Below are 20,146 nucleotides of genomic sequence, written 5' to 3' on the forward strand. Positions count from 1 at the left end.
TTCACGATGCGCATCTCCACCTTCGAGTACTTCACGTCGGGCGTCTCGACGATGAACAATCAGCAGGCATCGCTCTCCAACCTGTATGCGGAGATCTCATCGGGCAAAAGCTTGCAGACCGCGGCAGACAATCCGCTCGGCGCCGCGCAGGCCGTGGCGTTGACCGCGCAGGCAGCCAACCTCGCGCAATACTCGACCAACCAGTCGTCTGCGCTGACCTCGTTGCAGCAGGAAGACTCCACGCTCACCAGCGTGACGAACGTGATGCAGAGCATCCAGTCGCTGGTGGTGAATGCCGGCAACGGCACGCTCAACGACACCGACCGCAGCGCGCTCGCGACCCAGCTCCAGGGTTATCGCAGCACGCTGATGACGCTCGCCAACACCACCGACGCCAACGGCAACTACATTTTTGCCGGCTTCCAGGGCGGCTCGAAACCGTTCAACGACAACGCCTCCGGCGTGGGCGCGACCTACGCGGGCGGCCCCGGGCAGCGGCAGGTGCAGATTTCCGACACCCGCACGATCAACGTCGCGGATCCGGGTTCGGCAATCTTCCAAAGCGTTTCGTCGAACGAAAGCTCGCCGGTTTCGTCGGGATCGGCCGCCAACACCGGGTCGGGCACGATCGGTCCGGTCAGCGTGACCAACAGCAACGATCCGGCCAACTCGTCGACCTACACCATCACCTTCGGCACCACGACCACCGGCACGCCGCCCACGACCTCGACCGTCAGTTCGTACTCGGTTACGGCGCTGGATCCAGCGACGGGCACCACAACGACCGTGACCCCGCCGACGCCTTACACGGCCGGCGACAACATCACGCTCGGTTCGCAGACCGTCGCTATTTCCGGCACGCCGGCATCGGGCGATACGTTCACCGTGGCGCCGGCGAACACCGGCAACGTCAGCGACACCGACATTTTCACGACGCTCGATTCGCTGGTGAATGCGCTGAAGCAGCCTGCCGATTCGACCTCCTCGCTGGCGACGCTGCAAAACGCGCTGACCACGGCGGGCACGAAAATCAGCAACACGTACAACAACGTGCTGACGACGCAGACGGCGGTGGGTGGCCGCGAGCAGGAAGTCACTGCCACGCAGACCGCGATGCAAACGACCTCGACGCAAACCGCCAGCAATCTGTCGGACCTGGTCAGCGTCAATCTGCCGGCTGCGATCAGCCAGTACGAGATGACGCAGACCTCGCTGCAGGCCGCGCAGCAGGCGTTTGCGCAGATCCAGAAGATGTCGCTGTTCAACTACTTGAGCAGCTAAGCGCCGGGGGGCGAGCAGGGAAGGAATTGATGTGGGCAGTGGGATGTGTTTTGGGCCGCCGGTTTGAAGGGCGGCCCTTTTTATTGGGCGGCGTATGGGCGGCGCCAATGCGTCTGGAACGCCTGGAACCCTCGCAGCCAAACGCGTGCGGTGAATAGAGAGTTTATTCTCCGTATTTAATGCGGAGAATAAACCACAATTTGCGGTGATTACGCCTCATAATCACCGCATGAAACGCGGAGAATGGACTTTTATCTGGGAGGATCCCGACTGGCCGGCCTGGCGCTACGATCTGTCGGTGATCGCCGCGCCGCTGGCTGCGGTCAGTCGCGCCCAGGGTTTGCTGCTCGGCCGGCTCGCCGATGTCGGTTTGACCCTGCGCAACCAGGCGAGCCTCATCGCGCTGACGGAGGACGTGCTCAAGACCAGCGAGATCGAAGGGGAAAGGCTGAATGCGGACTCGGTCCGATCGTCTATCGCCCGCCGGCTTGGGGTGGATATCGGCGCGCTTGCACCCGTCGACCGGCACGTGGAAGGCGTGGTCGAAATGGTGCTCGACGCGACCGCCCGTTGCAACGCGCCGCTGACCCGCGAGCGCTTGTTTGCATGGCATGCGGCGTTGTTTCCCACCGGCTTCAGCGGGTTGTCCCGGATCCAGATCAGTGCACGGCGCAACGACGAAAACGGCGCCATGCAGGTTGTCTCCGGACCCATCGGCCGCCAGCGGGTTCACTTCGAGGCGCCGCCGGCTAATCGGCTCGAGGCCGAGACCGCGCGTTTTCTCGACTGGCTCAATCGCGACTCCGAAGTGGCTCCGGTCATCAAGGCCGGGCTGGCGCATTTGTGGTTCGTCACGCTGCATCCTTTCGACGACGGCAACGGCCGCATTGCCCGGGCAATAGGCGACTTGCTGCTCGCCCGCGCCGACGGCAGTCCGCAGCGCTTCTACAGCTTGTCCGCGCAGATCCAGTCGGAGCGCAGCGCTTATTACGACATCCTCGAGCGGACGCAGCGCGGATCGCTCGACGTCACCGCGTGGCTCACATGGTTCCTGGACACGTTGCATCGCGCAGTGGACAACGCCCAGCACACCGTGGACACAGTGCTGGTCAAGACGCGTTTCTGGCAGCGCTGGGCTGCCGCGCCATTCAACGAGCGGCAGATCAAGCTGCTGAAGCGGCTGCTGGATGGTTTCGACGGCAAGCTGACCAGCAGCAAGTGGGCCGCCATAGCGAAGTGTTCGCCGGATACAGCGTTGCGTGACATCGGCGAATTGATGGCATTGGGGGTGCTGCGGAGATCGATGTCAGGCGGACGCAGCACGGCGTACGAGCTGGTTGATTGACTGCTGCCACTTGAGCGGCGTGCTAAAGCGCGGCCGCCACGCGCCCCATCTGGTCGATACCGCTTTCGAAAATGCGTTGAAAGAACGGGATCATGTTGGGGATCATCAACTGGATCAGCAGGAACCCGACCAGCATGGTGACCGGAAAGCCCACCTGGAAAATCCCGATCTGCGGCGCCGCGCGATTCAAAATGCCCAGCGCCAGGTTGGCGATCAGCAACGCGGTGACCACCGGCAATGACAGCAACAAGCCCGTGGAAAATACGCTCACGCCGTACGTGGCAAGCGTCTGCCAGCCGCGCGCATAGGTGGCCGAACCCAGCACGTTCGCGCTCACCGGCACGCTTTGAAACGTCTGCACGAGGGCGCTGATCATTTGCAGATGGCCGTCGAGCACGAGGAACGCCAGCATGGCGATGGTGTTCAGATACCGAGATATCACCACCGAATTCCCGCCCTCGCGCGGATCGTAGAGCATCGCAAAACCGAGGCCCATCTGCATGCCGATAAACTCGCCGGCGGCATCGATGGCAGCGAACGCAATCTGCATCGTCATGCCGAGCGCCGCGCCGACCAGGAACTGATTGACGATGATCATCACGCCATCGGCGGAAAACACGGTCACTTGGGGCAGCGCGCCAATAGTGGGCGCCACGATCAGCGCGAGGAAGCCGGCCACCGCGACCTTGACGCGAATCGGAATGGCCTGTTGGCTGAGCAGCGGGGCGGTTGCGATCAGCGCGAGGATGCGCGTGAACGGCCAGAGGAAGGACGTCAGCCAGAGATTGAGCTGCGCGTAAGTGACGGAGAACATCGTCAGCCGGTGATGGCGGGCGTGATGGTGAAAACGTGGCGCATGTAATCGAGCAGCGTTTCCAGCATCCACGGACCGGCGATCACGAGCGTGAGCGCTACCGCGAGCAATTTCGGAATGAACGAGAGCGTGCTTTCGTTGATCTGGGTCGCGGCCTGGAACAGGCTCACGACCAGGCCGACCACCAGCGCGACCAGCAACAAAGGAGCGGCGAGCAACAGCGCCACATACATGGCCTGGTGCGCGATCGACATGACTGATTCGGGTGTCATCGTGTGAGTCTCGGTCCTGGTGTCTTTCTCTGTTCTACGATACGAAGCTTTGCGCGAGCGAGCCGATCAGCAACTGCCAACCGTCCACCAGCACGAACAACATCAGCTTGAACGGCAACGAAATGGTGGTGGGCGACACCATCATCATCCCCATCGACATCAACACGCTCGCCACCACCATGTCGATGATCAGGAACGGAATGAAGATGGTGAAGCCAATCTGGAAGCCGGTCTTGAGCTCGCTGGTCACGAACGACGGCACCAGCAGCGAGAGCGGCACGTCTTCGGGACCGTTCATGGGCGGTGCCTTGGCGATCCGGGCGAACAGCGCGAGATCGGCCTCGCGGGTCTGGCGCAGCATGAATTGCTTGAACGGCGCGACGCCGCGCGTCATGGCCTGGTCCATCGTGATCGTGCCGTCGGAGAACGGCTTGTATGCGTCGGCGTAAGCGCGGTCGAGCACCGGCGACATCACGAACAGCGTGAGAAACAGCGCGAGTCCGACGAGCACCTGGTTGGGCGGCGTGCTGGTCGTACCCAGCGCCTGCCGCAACAGCGACAGCACAATGATGATGCGCGTGAAGCTCGTCATCATGAGCAGCATGGCCGGCAGGAACGACAGCATCGTGAGCAGCAGCATCGTCTGGACGCTGAGCGAATACGTCGTGCCGCCGTTCGGGCCAGCGCTGGTGTTGAACGCGGGAAGTCCCGCGGTGCTTTGCGCGAAAGCGGTATAGGGGAGGGCCAGCATGACGACAGGCAGCAACAACCTGGCCAGTCTCACGCACCGTGCTGGAAAACGAGCCTGCATTACTTGCTCCCGCCTGCGAACTTTTGCAGGCGCTTGGTCGCTTCACCGGCGAGGGCATCGCGAAAACGTTGACCGAAACTGCCTTGGGGCGGTTGGCCCTCGGGGGGCGCGCCTGCGTCCGTGCCGTTAAGGGCCACCGACCCCGCCGGCATGGTGTGCAGCAACCGCACATTGCCGGGCGCCGCGCCGAGCACGAGCCATGTATCGCCGATCTCCACCACCGAGACGCGCTCCTTGTTGCCCAGCGACGCCCCGCCAATCACCTTCACCAGACCCGTGCGCTGGCTGCCTGCCACGCCGAATTTGCGCGCGAGCCATGCGCAGCCGAACACGAACGCAATCACGATCGCCAGTCCGAGCAGCGTCTGCAGCACCGCGCCCACTCCGAGCGACGGCACGGCCGTGCCTGCGCCGACGCCCGATGCAATCTGCGCCGCGTGATTGACGGCGTTCATGTCGGCGGCGTGGGCTGTGTGGGCGGCAAGCGTCATGGCAAGTGCGGCCCATGCGGCAAGGCGTTTCATCGATTCAACTTCCTGATGCGTTCGGACGGCGTGATGATGTCGGTGAGACGGATACCGAACTTGTCGTTGACCACCACGACTTCGCCCTGTGCGATCAGGCAGCCGTTGACCAGCACGTCCATCGGTTCGCCGGCCAGGCCGTCGAGTTCCACCACCGACCCCTGCGCCAGTTGCAGCAGGTTGCGGATCGCGATCTTGGTCCGCCCGAGTTCCACCGTCATCTGCACGGGGATATCGAGAATCATGTCGATGTCATTGCGCGTCGAGGGCGCCTCGACTTTCGACAAAGGCTGGAACACGCCCGCTGACGAAGCCGTCGCCGGCGTTTCATTGCCGTTCTGTTCGGCCAGCGCGCTTGCCCAGTCGTCCATGCCGAAGTCCTCGCCCTTGAGCGGATCGGACGGCAGCGTGCCCGGTTCAGTTACGTCACTCATATCCACCTTCCTTCATCGTGTCGGTTGCGCTGATCATCTTCTGGACGCGCAACGCGTATTGACCATTGAAAATTCCGTAGCCGCATTCCATGACCGGCACGCCGTCCACTTTTGCCGTGACCACTTCGGGCACATTGATCGGCAGGACATCGCCTGCCCGCATGTTGAGAATCTTTTCGAAGGTCGTGCCGATCTCCGCCAGATCCACCGTGAGTTCCACTTCGGCGGCCTGCACTTGCTGCGACAGCACGCGGATCCAGCGGCGATCCACTTCGAGCGCTTCGCCCTGGATGGGCGAGGAGAGGATGTCGCGGATCGGTTCGATCATCGAATACGGCATGCAGATGTGCAGCGTGCCGCCGGTCGTGCCGAATTCAATGGAGAACTGCGTGACGATCACGATCTCGTTCGGCGTGGCCACGTTCGCGAATTGCGTGTGCATTTCCGAGCGCACGTATTCGAAGTTCAGCGAACGCACCGTTTTCCACGATGCCGCGTAGTGTTCGAATACAAGGTTCAGCAACTTGCTGATGATGCGTTGTTCGGTCTGCGTGAATTCGCGGCCTTCCACGCGTGTGTGGAAACGGCCGTCGCCGCCGAAGAGGTTATCGACGACAAAGAACACCAGGTTCGGATCGAACACGAACAGCGACGTGCCGCGCAACGGTTTGACGTGGACGAGGTTCAGGTTCGTCGGGATCGGCAGGTTGCGGGTGAATTCGCTGTACTTCTGCACCTTCACCGGACCGACCGAGATTTCCGCCGAACGCCGCATGAAGTTGAAGATGCCCACGCGCAGGAGGCGCGCGAAGCGGTCGTTGATGATTTCCAGGCCGGGCATCCGGCCGCGGACGATACGTTCCTGGGTCGCGAGGTTGTAGGGGCGTACGCCATGGTGCCGCGTTTCGTCGGCAACAGTGTCGACTTCCCCGGTGACGCCCTTGAGCAGGGCATCCACCTCCTCCTGCGACATGAACTCTTCGTGGCCCATGAGTGTTCCTTGGTTCCTGTGCGCGGTTGCTTGTGCTGAAGCGGCTGAAGGCGAGGGTGGTTGCGCGGATTATTGAACGACGAATTCCGTGAACAACACTTCCTGGACACGTGCCGGACCATCCGGCGTGCCGCCCGTCTTCTGGACCGTCTCCAGCAGTTCCTTCGCAAGCTCGCGCTTGCCGTCGATCCCCGCCAGGTCGTCCGGACGCTTCGCCGACAGCAACATCAGAATGTGGCTGCGTACTTCAGGCATGCGCTCGGTCAGCGCGGCTTGTGCCTTCTGGTCCGGCAGCTTCAGCGTCAAGCCGATCCGCAAGTAGTGCATGGTGTCGTCGGACTGGAGATTGACCGTCATCGACTCCAGCGGGAAGAACACCGGAGGGGCTGCGGGCGCCGGCTTGGCCGCCGCTCCCAAACCAGGCTTGTGCTGGAAGTAGTAGTAAGCACCAGCGGCACCAGCGCTCAGCAAAACGATAAGACCTAATACGATCAGCAAGATGCGCTTCATCCTGCCGCTCTTGACGGTGACAATAGGTTGTTGAGTTGCGGTGGTGCTTGCCATGATTGCGGACCTCTTTCTGTAGCCTGAATTGTTGGCGAAAGTGAGTCTCCGTGATGGCCCGAACAGAAGGGGTTATTAGGGCTAACTCGTGAGTTTGGGTTTTGTCGATGCGGATCGACGAGTGGATTTTGCTTAAGCGCGGGGGGATTTGAGCGAGGGCTTGCGGAGGAAGTAGCGGGGGCTATGCCTGGTTGCAGGGTTGCAGGGTTGCAGGGTTGGCGGTCGGGGTCGCTGTTTTAAGGGTCTGCAGCCGCGCGAATTCGAACATGGACACGCTTGGCCACGGGTGTCGGGCAAGCACCAGAGCTCAAGGATTATCTACGGCTCTCGCCGTCTTAATGGCACGTCATCTTCGCCGGATGACGCCCGCCCCGGCTCTGGTTACAGGCTCGCTCGGCGAGCGTTGCGCTCGCCCCGCTTCAAGCAAATGTATCGACCAACCCCACCTGCTTGCGCACCGGCATGCTGATCGCGCTCAGTGCATCCATGCTTCCGTCATCCGTGCCGCTCATTCCACCCGAGCCTCGGCCGCCTCTACCCGCATTCGATGACGCTCCACCATCCTGCTGGCCCGATTGCTGGCCTGCGAAACCATCGCTGACGCTCGCGCTGCCCAAACCAATTCCGTTCGCCTGCATCGCTTCACGCAAGGTCGGTAACGCTGCCTCGACCGCCGCCCGAACCTGCGCGTGCGTCGAAACAAACAGCGCATGCGCGTGGTTGTCCGTGACCTGCAATACCACTTGCAGCGGTCCCAGATCCTTCGGGTTCAACGTCAATTCAGCACTCTGCTGATGACCATTCGACAGAAACACCACCTTCTGGCTGAACGCCTCATCCCATCCACTCGACCCGACATGCGGTGCGATCGCTGCACTGCCGGCTGCTGCCGCCGCGCTCTGGACCGGCGCGCTTCCCGCCGTCGCCGACGCTGCCTGCATCGAAGCCGAATGCGCTGCAGCCTCAGCCGTCGCCTTGTACGCGGCGCTGCCGTCATCGGCCGGTGTCGCGGTCGCCAGCGCCGTTGCATCGGCTTGCTGCGAAGCTGATGTCGTGCCGGTTTGCTGCGTCGCCGATGCACGGTTCGTGGAATCACCCGCAGACGCTGTCATCGATACCGCCCGACCCGACTGCCTCGAACCGCCCCCCTTTCCGCCCGCGTTGGCATTTGCAGCGTTGGCCGCGTTCGCACCGTTCGCCAAGGCAGCGGCGGCCGCTGCCGCAGCATCGGGCGATGGCGTCGCAGCACCCTGTGTATTCGCCAACTGCGCAAGGGCAGCCTGAACCGCGGCATCATCCGCGGCCTTGGCGTCGCCTGACTTGTCCTTCGATTGCGTGGAAGACGTTGCGCTCATCGCCTCTGCATCCATCGCGGCAGTCGCCGGGTCGGTCGCTGCCGTGGCCGGATCGGCGGCGGCCGCCCCGCGCGCTTTCAACATTGCCGCGACGGTCGCAGCGGCAGTCGCTGCCGCCGCGGCGGCAACAGCCTCCGGTTGCGCCTTCGCCGCGTCCGCCTGAGCGGCTTCGTCGGTTGCGCTTGCGTCAGCCGCCGTCGTGGATGCCGTCGCCGTCGAGCCAGTCGATCCCTGTGCCTGATTGGCCGCGGATGAAGCGGATGAAGCCGACGCCGAAGTCGAACCCGCCGCCTGCGTCTGATCTGCCGCCGCAGCCTGATCCGCGCTGTCGGCCTGATCTGCCGCCGCTTTAGCTTGTGCAGTTGAAGCGTCGTCGGGCTTGGGCGCGTCGTGGACGCTGCCACGCGCGGCCGATGCCGCCGCCGCGGCTTTCGCCGCCTGCGCTTGAGCCTGCACGCGCGCCTGGGCGGCCGCTTCCTCGTTCGCCTTGGTGGTTATGTTATGCAGCGTTGATACAAACGATGCCGCCGCGTTATCGCTCGCCGACGTTGCCGCCGCGTTCCGCGATTGGGCAGCGCTCAGGCCAAGCATCGTGCTGGCAGAATTAACGGTCGACATACTGGGTCCCTTGTATCGTATCCACGATAAAAATCGCTAAAATATTCAAGCCGGCTTCATGCCTTTTCGGCGCGCATCCGCAACATCTTGGAAGCGTGCTCATCGGAATCGCGCTGTTCGATGCGTGCTTCATGCTTCGCCTTCACCAACTCGCCGCGCGCAGCCAGCACTTCGTATGAGCCCAGCTTCTGCTTGCGCTGCTGCCATTCCGGCTTGGCCGCTTCCAGCCGCTGGTTCGCGCCCACCAGCAGCACGCGCTGCTGGCTGATGGCGGAGTCGAGGGTATCGACGAATGCCTGGAAATTGCGCAGCGTCTGCGCGGTCGTGCCTTCCTGGGCCGACGCCGTAAAACGCGCGTGATACTCGTCGCGATACGTAACCAGCGAGTTCAACTGCGTCTCCACCTCGTCACGTTCTTGCTGGAGCTTGCCAAGCTTTTTCGTGGCAGCCTCCAGCTCTTCTTCCGCGAGGTTGATCAGGGTCTTGATCGGCAGATGCTTGGACATGGAAGTCAGGTTCCTAAATTATCTTTATTCGAACAACGCATCGAGTTGGGCCAGGCTCGGTTCAAACATGGCTTGTTCACGAAATCCTTGCTGCAAAAACGCTTCGATCCGCGGATACAGCGCAATCGCCCGATCGAGTAACGCATCCCGCCCCGTGGAATACGCGCCTACATTGATCAAATCGCGGTTGCGCTGGTAGCGCGACAACATCTGCTTGAACAAACGCACCCGGTCCAGATGCTTGTCGTCGATCAGCGCCGTCATCGCCCGGCTGATGGACGCTTCAATGTCGATGGCCGGGTAATGCCCCGCTTCGGCCAACGAACGCGACAGCACAATGTGGCCGTCGAGAATCGCGCGCGCTGAATCGGCGATAGGATCTTGCTGATCGTCCCCTTCAGTCAAGACCGTATAAAAAGCCGTGATCGATCCGGCACCCTCCCGGCCGTTCCCGGTCCGCTCGACCAGCGCCGGCAGTTTCGCGAACACGGAGGGCGGATAGCCTTTCGTGGCGGGCGGTTCGCCGATCGCGAGCGCAATCTCGCGCTGCGCCATTGCATAGCGCGTGAGTGAATCCATCAGCAGCAGTACGTGTTTGCCCTGATCCCGAAAATATTCCGCCAGCGAGGTCGCGTAGGTCGCACCCTGCATCCGCAAAATGGGTGACACATCGGCCGGCGCCGCCACCACGACCGAGCGCGCGAGCCCGTCTTCGCCAAGAATCTGTTCGATGAACTCCTTCACCTCGCGGCCCCGTTCACCAATCAGCCCGATCACGATCACTTCGGCGCTCGTGTAGCGCGCCATGGTGCCGAGCAGCACGGATTTGCCCACGCCCGAGCCCGCAAACAGGCCCATGCGCTGGCCGCGTCCCACGGTCAGCAACGCGTTGATCGCGCGCACGCCGACGTCGAGCACCTTGTGAATTGGCTCACGATTCAGCGGATTGATGGTCGGCGCGGTCAGCGGCGCATCGACCTTCGAGCCAAGGGGCCCAAGGCCGTCAAGCGGCCTGCCCGACGCGTCGACCACGCGGCCGAGCATCTCCCAACCCACCGGCAAACGCTTGGCGCCGGCCATCGGGTCGTTGATCGGCGCGCTTTCCAGCGGATACACGCGCGCTCCGGGCAACAGGCCGGAGACTTCGGTGGTCGGCATGAGGAACAGCTTGTCACCGGAGAAACCAACGACTTCGGCTTCGGCCATCGGGATCGAACTGCCGGCAGGCAACTCGATCATGCATTCCGACCCCACGCCCAGCTTCAATCCCACCGCTTCCAGCACCAGGCCGGCTGCACGCGTGAGACGCCCGCATGCGCGCAGCGGTTTCGAAATCTGGCTACGCGCCTTGCTTGCTTCGAGCTGCGCGCGCCAGCCGTCCAGATACGGGTTGTTCGCCATATCGGCGAGATCGACGATGGTCTGCGCCGCGATTTCTTCGACGGTCGGTTCGGCGTCATCGTCCGCGGCGAGCGGTCCGAACGACGCCCGCGCCAGTTCCTGTTCGAGCTCGCTCAACCCTTCCTGCGTGACGCGGCGCGCAGCGCTCATGTTGACGTGGGTTGAGTTCACCATGGCTGTGACCTCCCGAGCGCCGCCGCCACACGCTCCCAGCGCGTCTTGTTGGTTGCATCGACTTCACCGCTTGCCGCCTGCGCCCGGCAGCCCCCGCGCTCAATATCCGGGTCGGTCCTGACCGCCCATCCCGCCGCCTGGAGCTCTTCCAGCAAATAGGCTTCGACAATCGGCAAATCCGCGGGGTTCACCGTCAGATACGGCGCGCCGGACAGCGCCGGCTCGGCCGCGATCACCGAGCGCGCGACCGCCAGCACAGCGGTCGGATCAAGCGTCAGATGCTGCGAAACCACTTGCTGGGCGATGTCCAGCGCCAGCGCCGTCAGTGCTTCGGCAACAACGGCGTCGGCGGCTTGCAGCGCGGTCTTGAAGGTGTCGGCCATCTGCGCGAGCCGCGCGGCTTCTGCCCGCGACTCGCGGCGGCCTTCTTCCAGGCCCTGTTCGTAACCCTGGTCATAACCGGCCTTGTAGCCCATTGCCTGACCCGCCACATGGCCCGATGCCAGTCCTTGCGCGTGCGCTTCGTCGCGAACACGGCGCAGGTGCTTTTCGAGCGCGGCTTGATCGGCGGCGCTGCGATCGGCCGGAACCGGATCGAACGACGCCATCTCCCAGCGCTGATAAGCGGTCATGCGAGCTTTCTTGGCGGCTTCGGCAGCATCAGACATATGCGTCCTCGGCCTTGCCGCCTAACTGGATCTGACCCGATTCGGCCAGGTTGCGCACGACCTGCAGGATCTTGCGCTGCTGCGCCTCGACTTCCGAGAGCCGCACCGGGCCGCGCGAGTCGAGATCTTCGGCCAGCAGTTCGGCGGCGCGCTGCGACATGTTCGCGAGGAACTTCTGCCGCAGCGGCGGTTGGGCGCCTTTCAGCGAGACGATCAGCGTTTCGGATTCCACTTCTTTCAGCAGCAACTGGATCGCGCGGTCTTCCAGTTCCAGGAGATTTTCGAACACAAACATTTGATCGATGATCTTCTGCGCCAGTTCCGCATCGAATTCCTTCACGTTTTCGATCACGGATTCTTCGTGCGCCGTCGACATGAAGTTGAGGATTTCCGCCGCCGTGCGGATGCCGCCCATCGGCGCGCGTTTCAGGTTGTCGCTGCCGGAGAGCAGGGTGGTCAGCACGTCATCGAGTTCGCGCAGCGCGGCGGGCTGGATGCCGTCGAGCGTGGCAATGCGCAGCAGCACGTCATTGCGCAGGCGTTCGGTCATCAGCGCCACGATCTCGGAGGCCTGGTCGCGGTCCAGGTGAACCAGGATTGTCGCAATGATCTGCGGATGCTCGTTCTTGATCAGCTCGGCGACAGCGGCCGAATCCATCCACTTCAGGCCTTCGATGCCGCTGGTATCGCTGCCCTGCAAAATCCGGTCGATCAGCGCGCCGGCCTTGGTTTCGCCCAGCGCCTTGGTCAGCACCGTCCGGATGTATTCGCTCGAATCGAGCGACAGCGCGGTGTGCTGCTCGGCTTCCTGGACGAACTCGGTCATCACGCTGTCGAGTTGCTCGCGCGTCACGTTTTTCAACGTCGCCATGGTCGCGCCGATCTTCTGCACCTCGCGCGGCCCGAGATACTTGAACACTTCCGCCGCTTCCGATTCACCGATCGACATCAGCAGGAGCGCGGCTTTATTGAGGCCTTCAGCGTTCATCGGACACCCAATTCTTGACGACCGTCGCGACGATTCTCGGGTCCTGGCGCGCGACCATGCGCGCGTAGTCGAGATTGCGTTCGAACTTGGCCTTGTTGCTTTCGTGACCGAGCAAACTCACCTCGGCATCCTTTTCGTCTTCTTCCTGCGATTTCGGCATGGACGGGCCGTCGAGCATCGACAGGTCGTCCGGTGCGCCGAGCGCGGGCGGCGGGGCAGGCGGCGGGAACGCGCGGCGCATCGCCGGCTTGACCATGCTGAAATACAGGAACAACGCCACCGCACCAATCCCCGCGTACTTCGCGAGCTGAATCGCGCGCGCGATCATGTCCGGGGTGCGCCACCACGGCACGTCGGGAATCACGGTCGAATCCACCAGGAAGGTGCTGTTGACCACGTTCACCGAATCGCCACGCTTTTCGTCGTAGCCCATCGCGTCTTTCACCAGTTGCTGCACCTGCTCGAGCTTGTCGGCGGACAGCGGCTGCATGCTCACCAGGCCCTTGGCATCGACTTGCTTCTGGTAGTTCACCACCACCGCGACGGACAGGCGCTTGATGCCGCCCATCGGCTGCTCGTAGTGGCGCACGGTGCGGTCGACTTCGTAATTGGTCGTGGTGTCCTTGCGCATGCTGACCGGCGCCGCTTTCCCGTCGACGCCGCTGGCGGCTGCGTCGATAGGCGCGGACGCTGCGGCCGGCGGCTGGTTCGACAGCGCGCCCGGCACGCCGCCTGCGGCCGCGCCACCGCTGTCATTCGAAACACTCGACTGCTGGCTGCGGATCGCCGTGTTTTGCGGGTTGGCGTTCGGACCATAGCTTTCGGCGGTTTGCTCGAGCTTCGAGAAGTCGATATCCGCGCTCACCTGCGAGTGCGCGTTGCCTGCGCCGAACAGCGGCGCGAGGATCGCATCAATCCGGCCCTGCGTATTGCGCTCGATCTGCTGCACATATTTGAGCTGCGACGCGTCCAGGCCGTTCGCCGAGCTTTGCTGCGTCAGCAGGTTGCCGTCCTGGTCGACGATCGTCACGCCCTTCACCGGCAGGTCCGCCACGCTGGACGACACCATATGCTGGATCGCGAGGATCTGACCCTCATCCAGCGCGCGGCCGGGGTAGAGATTCAGCATGACCGACGCGGTCGGGAGTTCCTTTTCGCGCACAAACACGCTGGGCTTCGGAATGGCGAGATGGACCCGGGCTTCGCGCACCGAGGAGATTGACGCGATGGTTTTTTCCAGCTCGCCTTCAAGCGCCCGCTGATAGTTGACCTGTTCGGCGAACTGGCTGATGCCGAACTTCTGGTTGTCCATCAATTCGAAGCCGACGGAGCCGTTCTTCGGTAAACCCTGGGACGCCAGGCGCAGACGGGTTTCGTGCACCGCGTCGCTCGGAACCAGGATCGCGCCGCCCGATTCGGCAATCTTGTAGGGGATATTGCCTTGCTGCAGTGCAGCGATGATTGCGCCGCCGTCGCGGTCGGAGAGATTGCTGAACAACACCCGGTAATCCGGCTGGCGCGACCACATCACGAGGCCCGCCACCACCACCGCCAGGATTGCCACCGCGATGATCAGCGGCATGCGCGGGTTGTTGCGGAACTGGTTGAGGGTCGCCATGCGCGGGCCGAAGCCGGCGCCGCCGAAGTCCGCGCCGCCCGAATAGCCGGCTCCGCCCGTACCTGCGGCGATCGACCCGGCGGCGCCTGGCTGCGAGCCAGTCAGACCCATGCGGGCGTCCGGGTTGATCAGGTTGGTTGTGGAATCCATGCTTCGAAACTCTCCGAGTCTTGCGTTTTCTGCGAAATGCACCGGCGACGGCCGCGCGCACTGCAGGCACTTTCATGAGAGGAATTATCCGTAAGGAGAAGTAAGTCGATCCAGCGAATAGACGCGAGTTTTGGTCCCCTTTCGCCGCTTTGCGAAATGGCGCTGCTGCTAGACTTTTTCGTAATCGGTCAGACCATGTGGCGAACCGCCCAGGCTTACACGCAGACGTGGGCCTGAGGCCCGGGACAGGCCCCGGTTCGAATTGTCCCAGAAGTGCCGCAATCCATATGTTGCTGCCGATTTTCAGTTCCTTTCCGTTCCTTATGGAGACTTCATGGATACTTCCATCAGCCCGCTGAGTTCTGCGCTCAAGCAAATGCAGACCATGGCGACGCAAGCGGCGGGCGGAGCCGGCAACGTCGCGAGCGGCAGCGTCGTGCCCGAATCCGGTGCAGCGAGCACCGGCAGTTTCGCGGACGTGCTGAAGTCGTCTCTCGACAACATCAGCAGCAGCCAGACCAGCGCGCTCAACGAGGCGCATGCGTTCGAAGTGGGCGCGCCAAACGTTTCGCTGAACGACGTGATGGTCGACATGCAGAAGGCGAACGTAGGGTTCCAGTTCGGTTTGCAGGTCCGTAACAAGCTTGTGTCCGCCTACAACGACATCATGAACATCTCGGTCTGAACGCACCGCCGCCTGGCTCTGCGGCTCGACCCTGCCGACTATTTCCCTCCCTGGAACTCGTTGTGACGCAAAGCACGCCTAAAGCTTTTGCCGCTTTCTCCGATAACCCGGATAGCAGCACGATAAACGGTCAGACAAATAGCAGGATCCTGACTGGTTCATCGGCATCGGTTCATCACGGTTCCCGTCGGTAAGTGCGCTAGCGTGCAACGCGCATGAAACGACAGAAACATGGGACCGGAGTAAGGGGCTGAAGTGCCAACTCCGGTCGACCGCGAACAACGGGCATGGGACCAGAGCAGGGCGCCAAAGCGCCGACTCTGGTCGACAACAGGAGAGGGTCGGATGTTTTCCCAGGGACACGGTGGAGCTAGCGCCTATGCACGCGTCGGCGTCCAGACAGGGGTGATGGGTGCGAGCCCGCACAGGCTGGTTGCGATGCTGTATCAAGGTGCGCGACAGGCAATCGCCCAGGCGCGGATGCACCTGCAGCAGGGCAATATCGCGGCACGCGGCGAGGCGATCACGAAAGCGATCAACATCATTGAAAGCGGCTTGCAGCCGGCGCTCAACAAGGACGCCGGCGGAGATATCGCGGCACGCCTGGACGCGTTGTACACCTACATGGCGCACCGGTTGCTAGAAGCGAATGTGCGTCAGAGCGAACAAGTGCTGGTGGAGATCGATGGCCTGCTGGCGACCCTGGAGGAAGCCTGGATGGCGATTGCACCCGATGCAGCAAAAATGGCTGCGGCGTGAAGCCGCGAAACATGCTTGCACATAATGAAAACCACACAAGAATATTTCGCTCATTATGAAGCGATTGCCGCACTTTCTGCGTGCATGCTGGTCGCAGCACGCAGCGGAGAATGGGGTGAACTGAAGGCGATGCAAAGCACGTACCGCGAGTTGATCGACGGCTTGAGAGAGGTCGATCCCAATTCCGCACTGGATGACAGCGCGCGTGCCCGCAAGCTTGAACTGGTGCGCCGGATTCTTGCCGACGACGCCGCCATTCGTGATCTCAGCACGCCCAGCCTCGCGCGTTTGTCCGCAGCGTTGTTCACCGTGAACAGGCCAGTGCGAGTTTTGAAAAAGATGATCGGGTTCCGCTAGACGCGTCTTGACGCGTTCGCGGCTCGTTGATACTGGTTGCCGGCCGTGCGGCCGGACTGTAGACCCTAGGGATACTGGCATGACTGGACTGGACTCCGCCGTCGCTGCGCTGCTTGCCAGCCGCACTGACATGCTGTTGTCCGCGCTCAATACGCAGACCAGTTCGACCGCGCCTCAAGCCAATACCTCGCAACTCTCAGTCGATACCCCGCGGGTTGCCACGCCCGCGGCCGCCATCAGCGCGTATACCGCGGCTGGGCCGTCAACGCAGACCGCGTTGAGCGACATTGCACGCACGCTCTATATCATTTCGCGGTTCGGCGGCGGTGAGACCCCCGCCTTGCTTGGCAGCACGCCCCTGTGGCCCACAGCGCCACGTCTGATCGTGGCCGCCAGCGCGTTCGAGAGCCTGTCCGGGTCATTGTTTTCCTCCAGTTCGGCGAATGCCGCGAGCGCGGTGAACCCGCCCGCGCCGCCGCTGCCCAGCAGCGTGCTCGCGGCGATGCTCGCGAGGACCGTCGTGGACAGCGGCCTTTTCTACGAAAACCATATCGCGCTGTGGCTGGGCGGACAGCGTTCGCTGGCGTCGATGCGAAATGAGCCGCAGGCGCGCGTGGACAAGTTGGGAAGCGCATTGCCGTCCGATTCTCTCCCTGCGCCGGACGATGAGCCGGCCGATGTGTGGATCGACGAAACGCTGCTTCCGCCGACCTTCACCGCCGCCGATACCCCCGACACGCTCAACCCCATGCGTCCCGTGCCGACGCCTCAAACGCCGCAGCAGGCGGCGGCGCTGGCGGCATCGGTGCGCGAAATGCCGTCGAGCCTGTTTTCATCGACCGCGCAGGGTTCCGGGACTGCGGCAGCGGGCGCGGCGCCTTCGGCCGCGCATCTCCAGGATTCGGCCGTGCAGGCGGCTGTCGCTTCCGGTATTCATCCGTCGACCCTTCCCTTGGTCCGCCAGCAGCTCGACGTGCTCGCCACCGATCAGTTTCGCTGGGCCGGCGAAGCGTGGCCGGGCGCGAAGTTCGAATGGGAAATCCAGCCGCAGAACCGCGCGCCCCATGAGCGCGACGTGTTTCAGGAGAGCGGCGCGGGGGCCGGTTCGGCCGATAGCGATCGCGCGTGGCACACACGGGTCACGCTGACATTGCCGACGCTCGGCAACGTGGATGCGGATCTGGTGCTCACCGGCCAGCAACTGGTCGTGCGCTTGAATGCGAGCGAGGGCGGCGCTGCCCGCCTTGCCGCCGATGGCGATCATTTCCGGCAGCAACTCGACGCTGCGGGTCTTCAGCTTGCGGGGTTGACGGTGCATGCACGCGACGCGCTGGCGGAGCTGGCCGCTGATCCGGCGCCCTCCCATTTCGCCGATACCGCGAGCGCTGTGCCATCGCCATCAGCTTCACCGTCAGCTTCATCATCGGCCGGGAGCGGCACGTGAGCATGCGCAACGATTCGCGCAAGCAGGCGACCGCGCTCACCTACGACACGAAGAACGCCGACGCCGCGCCGCGCGTGGTCGCGAAGGGCTACGGGCTGGTGGCGGAAATGATCGTGCAGCGCGCAAAGGACGCAGGGCTGTACGTGCACGAGTCGCCGGAGATGGTCTCGCTGCTGATGCAGGTGGACCTGGACTCGCGCATTCCGCCTGCGCTTTATCAGGCGGTGGCGGAGTTGCTAGCGTGGTTGTATCGGCTGGAGAACGGGGTGGAGGCGGGGCCGCCGCCAGAAGTGGACCCGGCAATTCCAGTGCGCAAAGGGCGTAGACGCGCGGCATGATTCATCAAGCGTTGTATTGCCGCGCTGTCCATAAACAATCCCCGCCACTATCCCCGGGACGATCCCCGAATCTACCCCGCGAATGCACGCTCGATCACCGCGTTGAAATCGAACGTTGCCGGCAGCGTTCCGTACACGCGATTCGCCGTTGCGCGGGCATCGCCGAGACGGGTTTCCATGAACGCCGCCGCAACGTCGGCCGGCGCGTGCTGCGCGAGCAGAACCCCTTGCGCGGTGAGCACCAGTTGCTGAGCGATTCCCCGCGCCGACGCTTCGCGCGTGGCCGGGTCGCCTCGCAGCATGGCGAGCAGCGTGTTCAGCGCCGCGCCAAGCACGCGATGTTCGCCCGCCACCGCCTGCCATGAATCGAGCAGCGCGCGGGCGGCATCGGGTTCGCGCTCGAACGCCCTGAGCACGTCGAGGCACATCACGTTCCCCGATCCTTCCCAGATCGAATTCACCGGTGCCTCGCGATAAAACCGCGCCATCGGCCCCGTTTCGACATAACCGTTTCCTCCCCAGACTTCCATGGCTTCGCCCGTGAATTCCAGCGTGCGTTTGCAGACCCAGAACTTGGCCGCCGGCGTCACGATGCGGCGCCACGCGCGGTCTTCCGGCCGGGCTGAATTCTGGAAAGCGCCCGCGAGCCGCATGAACAGCACGGTGGCCGCCTCGGATTCCAGCGCAAGGTCGGCGAGGACATTGCGCATCAGCGGCTGGTCGATGAGTTTTGCGCCGAACACGCGCCTATGCCGCGCGTGATGAACCGCGTGGATCAGCGCGGCACGCATCAACGCGGCGCTGCCGATCACGCAATCGAGACGCGTGAAGTTCGCCATTTCGATGATCGTCGGTACGCCGCGCCCTTCGTTGCCGACCATGACACCGTAGGCATCGAGGAATTCGACTTCACTGCTGACGTTCGAACGGTTGCCGAGCTTGTCCTTGAACTGCTGGACCTGCACGGCATTCTTCGATCCGTCAGGCGCGAAACGCGGCACATAGAAGCAGGAAACCGGGCCGTTTTCCTGGGCGCTGTCGGCCGTGCCGTCCGTGCGCGCCAGAACGAGATGGGCGTCGCATTGGGGTGCGGAGAAAAACCACTTATGGCCGATCAGCCGGTATTCACCGCCCCGTCCGCCTGCGCCTGTTGCAACCGCGCGGGTCGTGTTGCTGCGCACGTCCGAGCCACCCTGTTTCTCGGTCATGCCCATGCCGACCAGCATCGACTGTTTGCCGGCGCCGAGCGGGATATCGCGCGGATCATGCTGACGCGAGAGCAATTGCGCCTGCAGGGTCGCGTACAACGCGGGCTCCTGCTGCAGCACGGGAATGCTGGCGAAGGTCATGGTCAGCGGACACAACGAACCGCTTTCCAGTTGTGCGTGGAGAAAATACCCGGCGGCACGCGCGGCCATGGAACCGGGTTTCGGCGCGGCAGTTTCGAATGGCAGTGAGTGAAGGCCTTGCTCGCGCAGCATGGAAAGCAGCGTGTGCCAGGCTGGATGAAACTCGATAGCATCAATACGCTCACCGCGCGCGCTGAACGGGTGATGCTCCGGCGTATGCCGGTTGGCCAGGTCGGCGAGCGCAACAATATCGGGATGAGTGAGCGCCAGGCCGTCGCGGGTGAGGGTGTCGAGGTGCCACGCCGCGCCTTCGCGCTGGAGGGCGCCGACCAGCGCCGGGTCGCTCGAGAGCGCGTTGTAACGCTCGAGCGGCGGAGCCTGGTTGGTGACTTCGTGTGTCTGGCCGTAGGTGGGTGAGTTCATCGGTTGCCTCCTTGATGGCTTGCCGCTGCACATTCGTTTTGCTGTCCGCTTCAATGCTCCGGATTATTTCGATGCCCGGGGTTAATCCCGAAAAGAGTATCGGTTTGTGATGAACGGCGTTGTTTTCCCGAAGTTTGCTCCTCGATTATGCGACGCGTCAGGGTGGTTTTCACTCGTGCCGATAACGCCAGTGCCTGTCTCCCATTTCGAGCAAAAAATCTTCCCGCGGGCGAAATCGCCGACTCCTTTGAGGTATTTCCGATTTTTAGTCCGAAGT

The 20,146-nt window shown here is 63.1% G+C and carries 21 protein-coding genes; 7 read left to right on the forward strand and 14 right to left on the reverse strand.

What is annotated here, in order from left to right; translation table 11 throughout:
- The first annotated feature begins 6 nt into the window (after window positions 1–6).
- Window positions 7–1,281 carry a flagellar hook-associated protein FlgL gene (flgL, locus tag ABH944_RS12525; RefSeq protein ID WP_404606240.1) on the forward strand — a complete coding sequence of 425 codons (1,275 nt, stop codon included), beginning with the start codon at window positions 7–9 and terminating at the stop codon, window positions 1,279–1,281.
- A gap of 229 nt (window positions 1,282–1,510) precedes the next feature.
- The gene (locus tag ABH944_RS12530) at window positions 1,511–2,626 is read left to right on the forward strand and encodes a Fic family protein (RefSeq protein ID WP_404606242.1); all 1,116 of its coding nucleotides are present in this window, start codon (window positions 1,511–1,513) and stop codon (window positions 2,624–2,626) included.
- Between the two features lie 22 nt (window positions 2,627–2,648).
- Here the strand turns inward: ABH944_RS12530 and fliR are convergent, their stop codons facing one another.
- From fliR to fliF, 13 genes are all read right to left on the reverse strand, one after another.
- Window positions 2,649–3,440, reverse strand: a complete 792-nt coding sequence (fliR, locus tag ABH944_RS12535; protein ID WP_404606244.1) for a flagellar biosynthetic protein FliR — start codon at window positions 3,438–3,440, stop codon at window positions 2,649–2,651.
- Between the two features lie 2 nt (window positions 3,441–3,442).
- The gene (gene fliQ, locus ABH944_RS12540) at window positions 3,443–3,712 is read right to left on the reverse strand and encodes a flagellar biosynthesis protein FliQ (RefSeq protein WP_062084878.1); all 270 of its coding nucleotides are present in this window, start codon (window positions 3,710–3,712) and stop codon (window positions 3,443–3,445) included.
- A gap of 34 nt (window positions 3,713–3,746) precedes the next feature.
- Entirely contained in the window at window positions 3,747–4,523 is a 777-nt protein-coding gene (gene fliP, locus ABH944_RS12545) for a flagellar type III secretion system pore protein FliP (protein WP_062084877.1), read from the reverse strand.
- Complete coding sequence (fliO, locus tag ABH944_RS12550; RefSeq protein ID WP_404606245.1) at window positions 4,523–5,047, reverse strand: flagellar biosynthetic protein FliO; 525 nt, start codon at window positions 5,045–5,047, stop codon at window positions 4,523–4,525. Before fliO ends, fliP begins: the two co-directional genes overlap by 1 nt.
- Complete coding sequence (gene fliN, locus ABH944_RS12555) at window positions 5,044–5,418, reverse strand: flagellar motor switch protein FliN (protein ID WP_404606477.1); 375 nt, start codon at window positions 5,416–5,418, stop codon at window positions 5,044–5,046. The genes fliO and fliN overlap by 4 nt, the downstream gene beginning before the upstream one ends.
- A gap of 55 nt (window positions 5,419–5,473) precedes the next feature.
- A complete protein-coding gene (fliM, locus tag ABH944_RS12560) occupies window positions 5,474–6,472 on the reverse strand; it encodes a flagellar motor switch protein FliM (RefSeq protein ID WP_404606246.1) in 999 nt (332 codons plus the stop codon).
- Between the two features lie 69 nt (window positions 6,473–6,541).
- Entirely contained in the window at window positions 6,542–7,036 is a 495-nt protein-coding gene (gene fliL / locus ABH944_RS12565) for a flagellar basal body-associated protein FliL (RefSeq protein ID WP_404606248.1), read from the reverse strand.
- Between the two features lie 419 nt (window positions 7,037–7,455).
- A complete protein-coding gene (locus ABH944_RS12570) occupies window positions 7,456–9,009 on the reverse strand; it encodes a flagellar hook-length control protein FliK (RefSeq protein ID WP_404606250.1) in 1,554 nt (517 codons plus the stop codon).
- Window positions 9,010–9,065: 56 nt separating this feature from the next.
- Window positions 9,066–9,515, reverse strand: coding sequence for a flagellar export protein FliJ (gene fliJ / locus ABH944_RS12575; protein ID WP_404606251.1), 450 nt, complete (start codon window positions 9,513–9,515; stop codon window positions 9,066–9,068).
- Between the two features lie 24 nt (window positions 9,516–9,539).
- Window positions 9,540–11,090, reverse strand: coding sequence for a flagellar protein export ATPase FliI (fliI, locus tag ABH944_RS12580; RefSeq protein ID WP_404606253.1), 1,551 nt, complete (start codon window positions 11,088–11,090; stop codon window positions 9,540–9,542).
- Window positions 11,084–11,758 carry a flagellar assembly protein FliH gene (gene fliH, locus ABH944_RS12585; protein ID WP_404606254.1) on the reverse strand — a complete coding sequence of 225 codons (675 nt, stop codon included), beginning with the start codon at window positions 11,756–11,758 and terminating at the stop codon, window positions 11,084–11,086. Before fliH ends, fliI begins: the two co-directional genes overlap by 7 nt.
- Entirely contained in the window at window positions 11,751–12,746 is a 996-nt protein-coding gene (fliG, locus tag ABH944_RS12590) for a flagellar motor switch protein FliG (protein WP_404606255.1), read from the reverse strand. Before fliG ends, fliH begins: the two co-directional genes overlap by 8 nt.
- Window positions 12,736–14,514, reverse strand: coding sequence for a flagellar basal-body MS-ring/collar protein FliF (fliF, locus tag ABH944_RS12595; protein WP_404606256.1), 1,779 nt, complete (start codon window positions 14,512–14,514; stop codon window positions 12,736–12,738). The genes fliG and fliF overlap by 11 nt, the downstream gene beginning before the upstream one ends.
- Before the next feature lie 334 nt (window positions 14,515–14,848).
- Here fliF and fliE point away from each other — a divergent pair, with 334 nt between their 5' ends.
- The 5 genes from fliE (at window position 14,849) to ABH944_RS12620 (ending at window position 18,097) form a co-directional block, all read left to right on the forward strand.
- Window positions 14,849–15,199 carry a flagellar hook-basal body complex protein FliE gene (gene fliE, locus ABH944_RS12600; protein WP_404606258.1) on the forward strand — a complete coding sequence of 117 codons (351 nt, stop codon included), beginning with the start codon at window positions 14,849–14,851 and terminating at the stop codon, window positions 15,197–15,199.
- Window positions 15,200–15,544: 345 nt separating this feature from the next.
- On the forward strand, window positions 15,545–15,958 hold the full coding sequence (gene fliS / locus ABH944_RS12605) for a flagellar export chaperone FliS (RefSeq protein ID WP_404606260.1): 414 nt from the start codon (window positions 15,545–15,547) through the stop codon (window positions 15,956–15,958).
- Between the two features lie 24 nt (window positions 15,959–15,982).
- The gene (locus ABH944_RS12610) at window positions 15,983–16,315 is read left to right on the forward strand and encodes a flagellar protein FliT (protein ID WP_404606261.1); all 333 of its coding nucleotides are present in this window, start codon (window positions 15,983–15,985) and stop codon (window positions 16,313–16,315) included.
- 79 nt (window positions 16,316–16,394) lie between these two features.
- Window positions 16,395–17,759: a flagellar hook-length control protein FliK gene (gene fliK, locus ABH944_RS12615; protein ID WP_404606262.1), complete on the forward strand. Its 1,365-nt coding sequence runs from the start codon at window positions 16,395–16,397 to the stop codon at window positions 17,757–17,759.
- 2 nt (window positions 17,760–17,761) lie between these two features.
- A complete protein-coding gene (locus ABH944_RS12620) occupies window positions 17,762–18,097 on the forward strand; it encodes an EscU/YscU/HrcU family type III secretion system export apparatus switch protein (protein ID WP_062084863.1) in 336 nt (111 codons plus the stop codon).
- Between the two features lie 71 nt (window positions 18,098–18,168).
- Here ABH944_RS12620 and ABH944_RS12625 read toward each other — a convergent pair whose 3' ends face one another.
- Window positions 18,169–19,869 (reverse strand): isovaleryl-CoA dehydrogenase, encoded by a 1,701-nt coding sequence (locus ABH944_RS12625; RefSeq protein ID WP_404606264.1) that lies wholly within the window; start codon window positions 19,867–19,869, stop codon window positions 18,169–18,171.
- Between the last annotated feature and the right edge of the window lie 277 nt (window positions 19,870–20,146).

The sequence above is a fragment of the Caballeronia udeis genome (assembly GCF_044909315.1).
GTDB lineage: Bacteria > Pseudomonadota > Gammaproteobacteria > Burkholderiales > Burkholderiaceae > Caballeronia > Caballeronia udeis_A.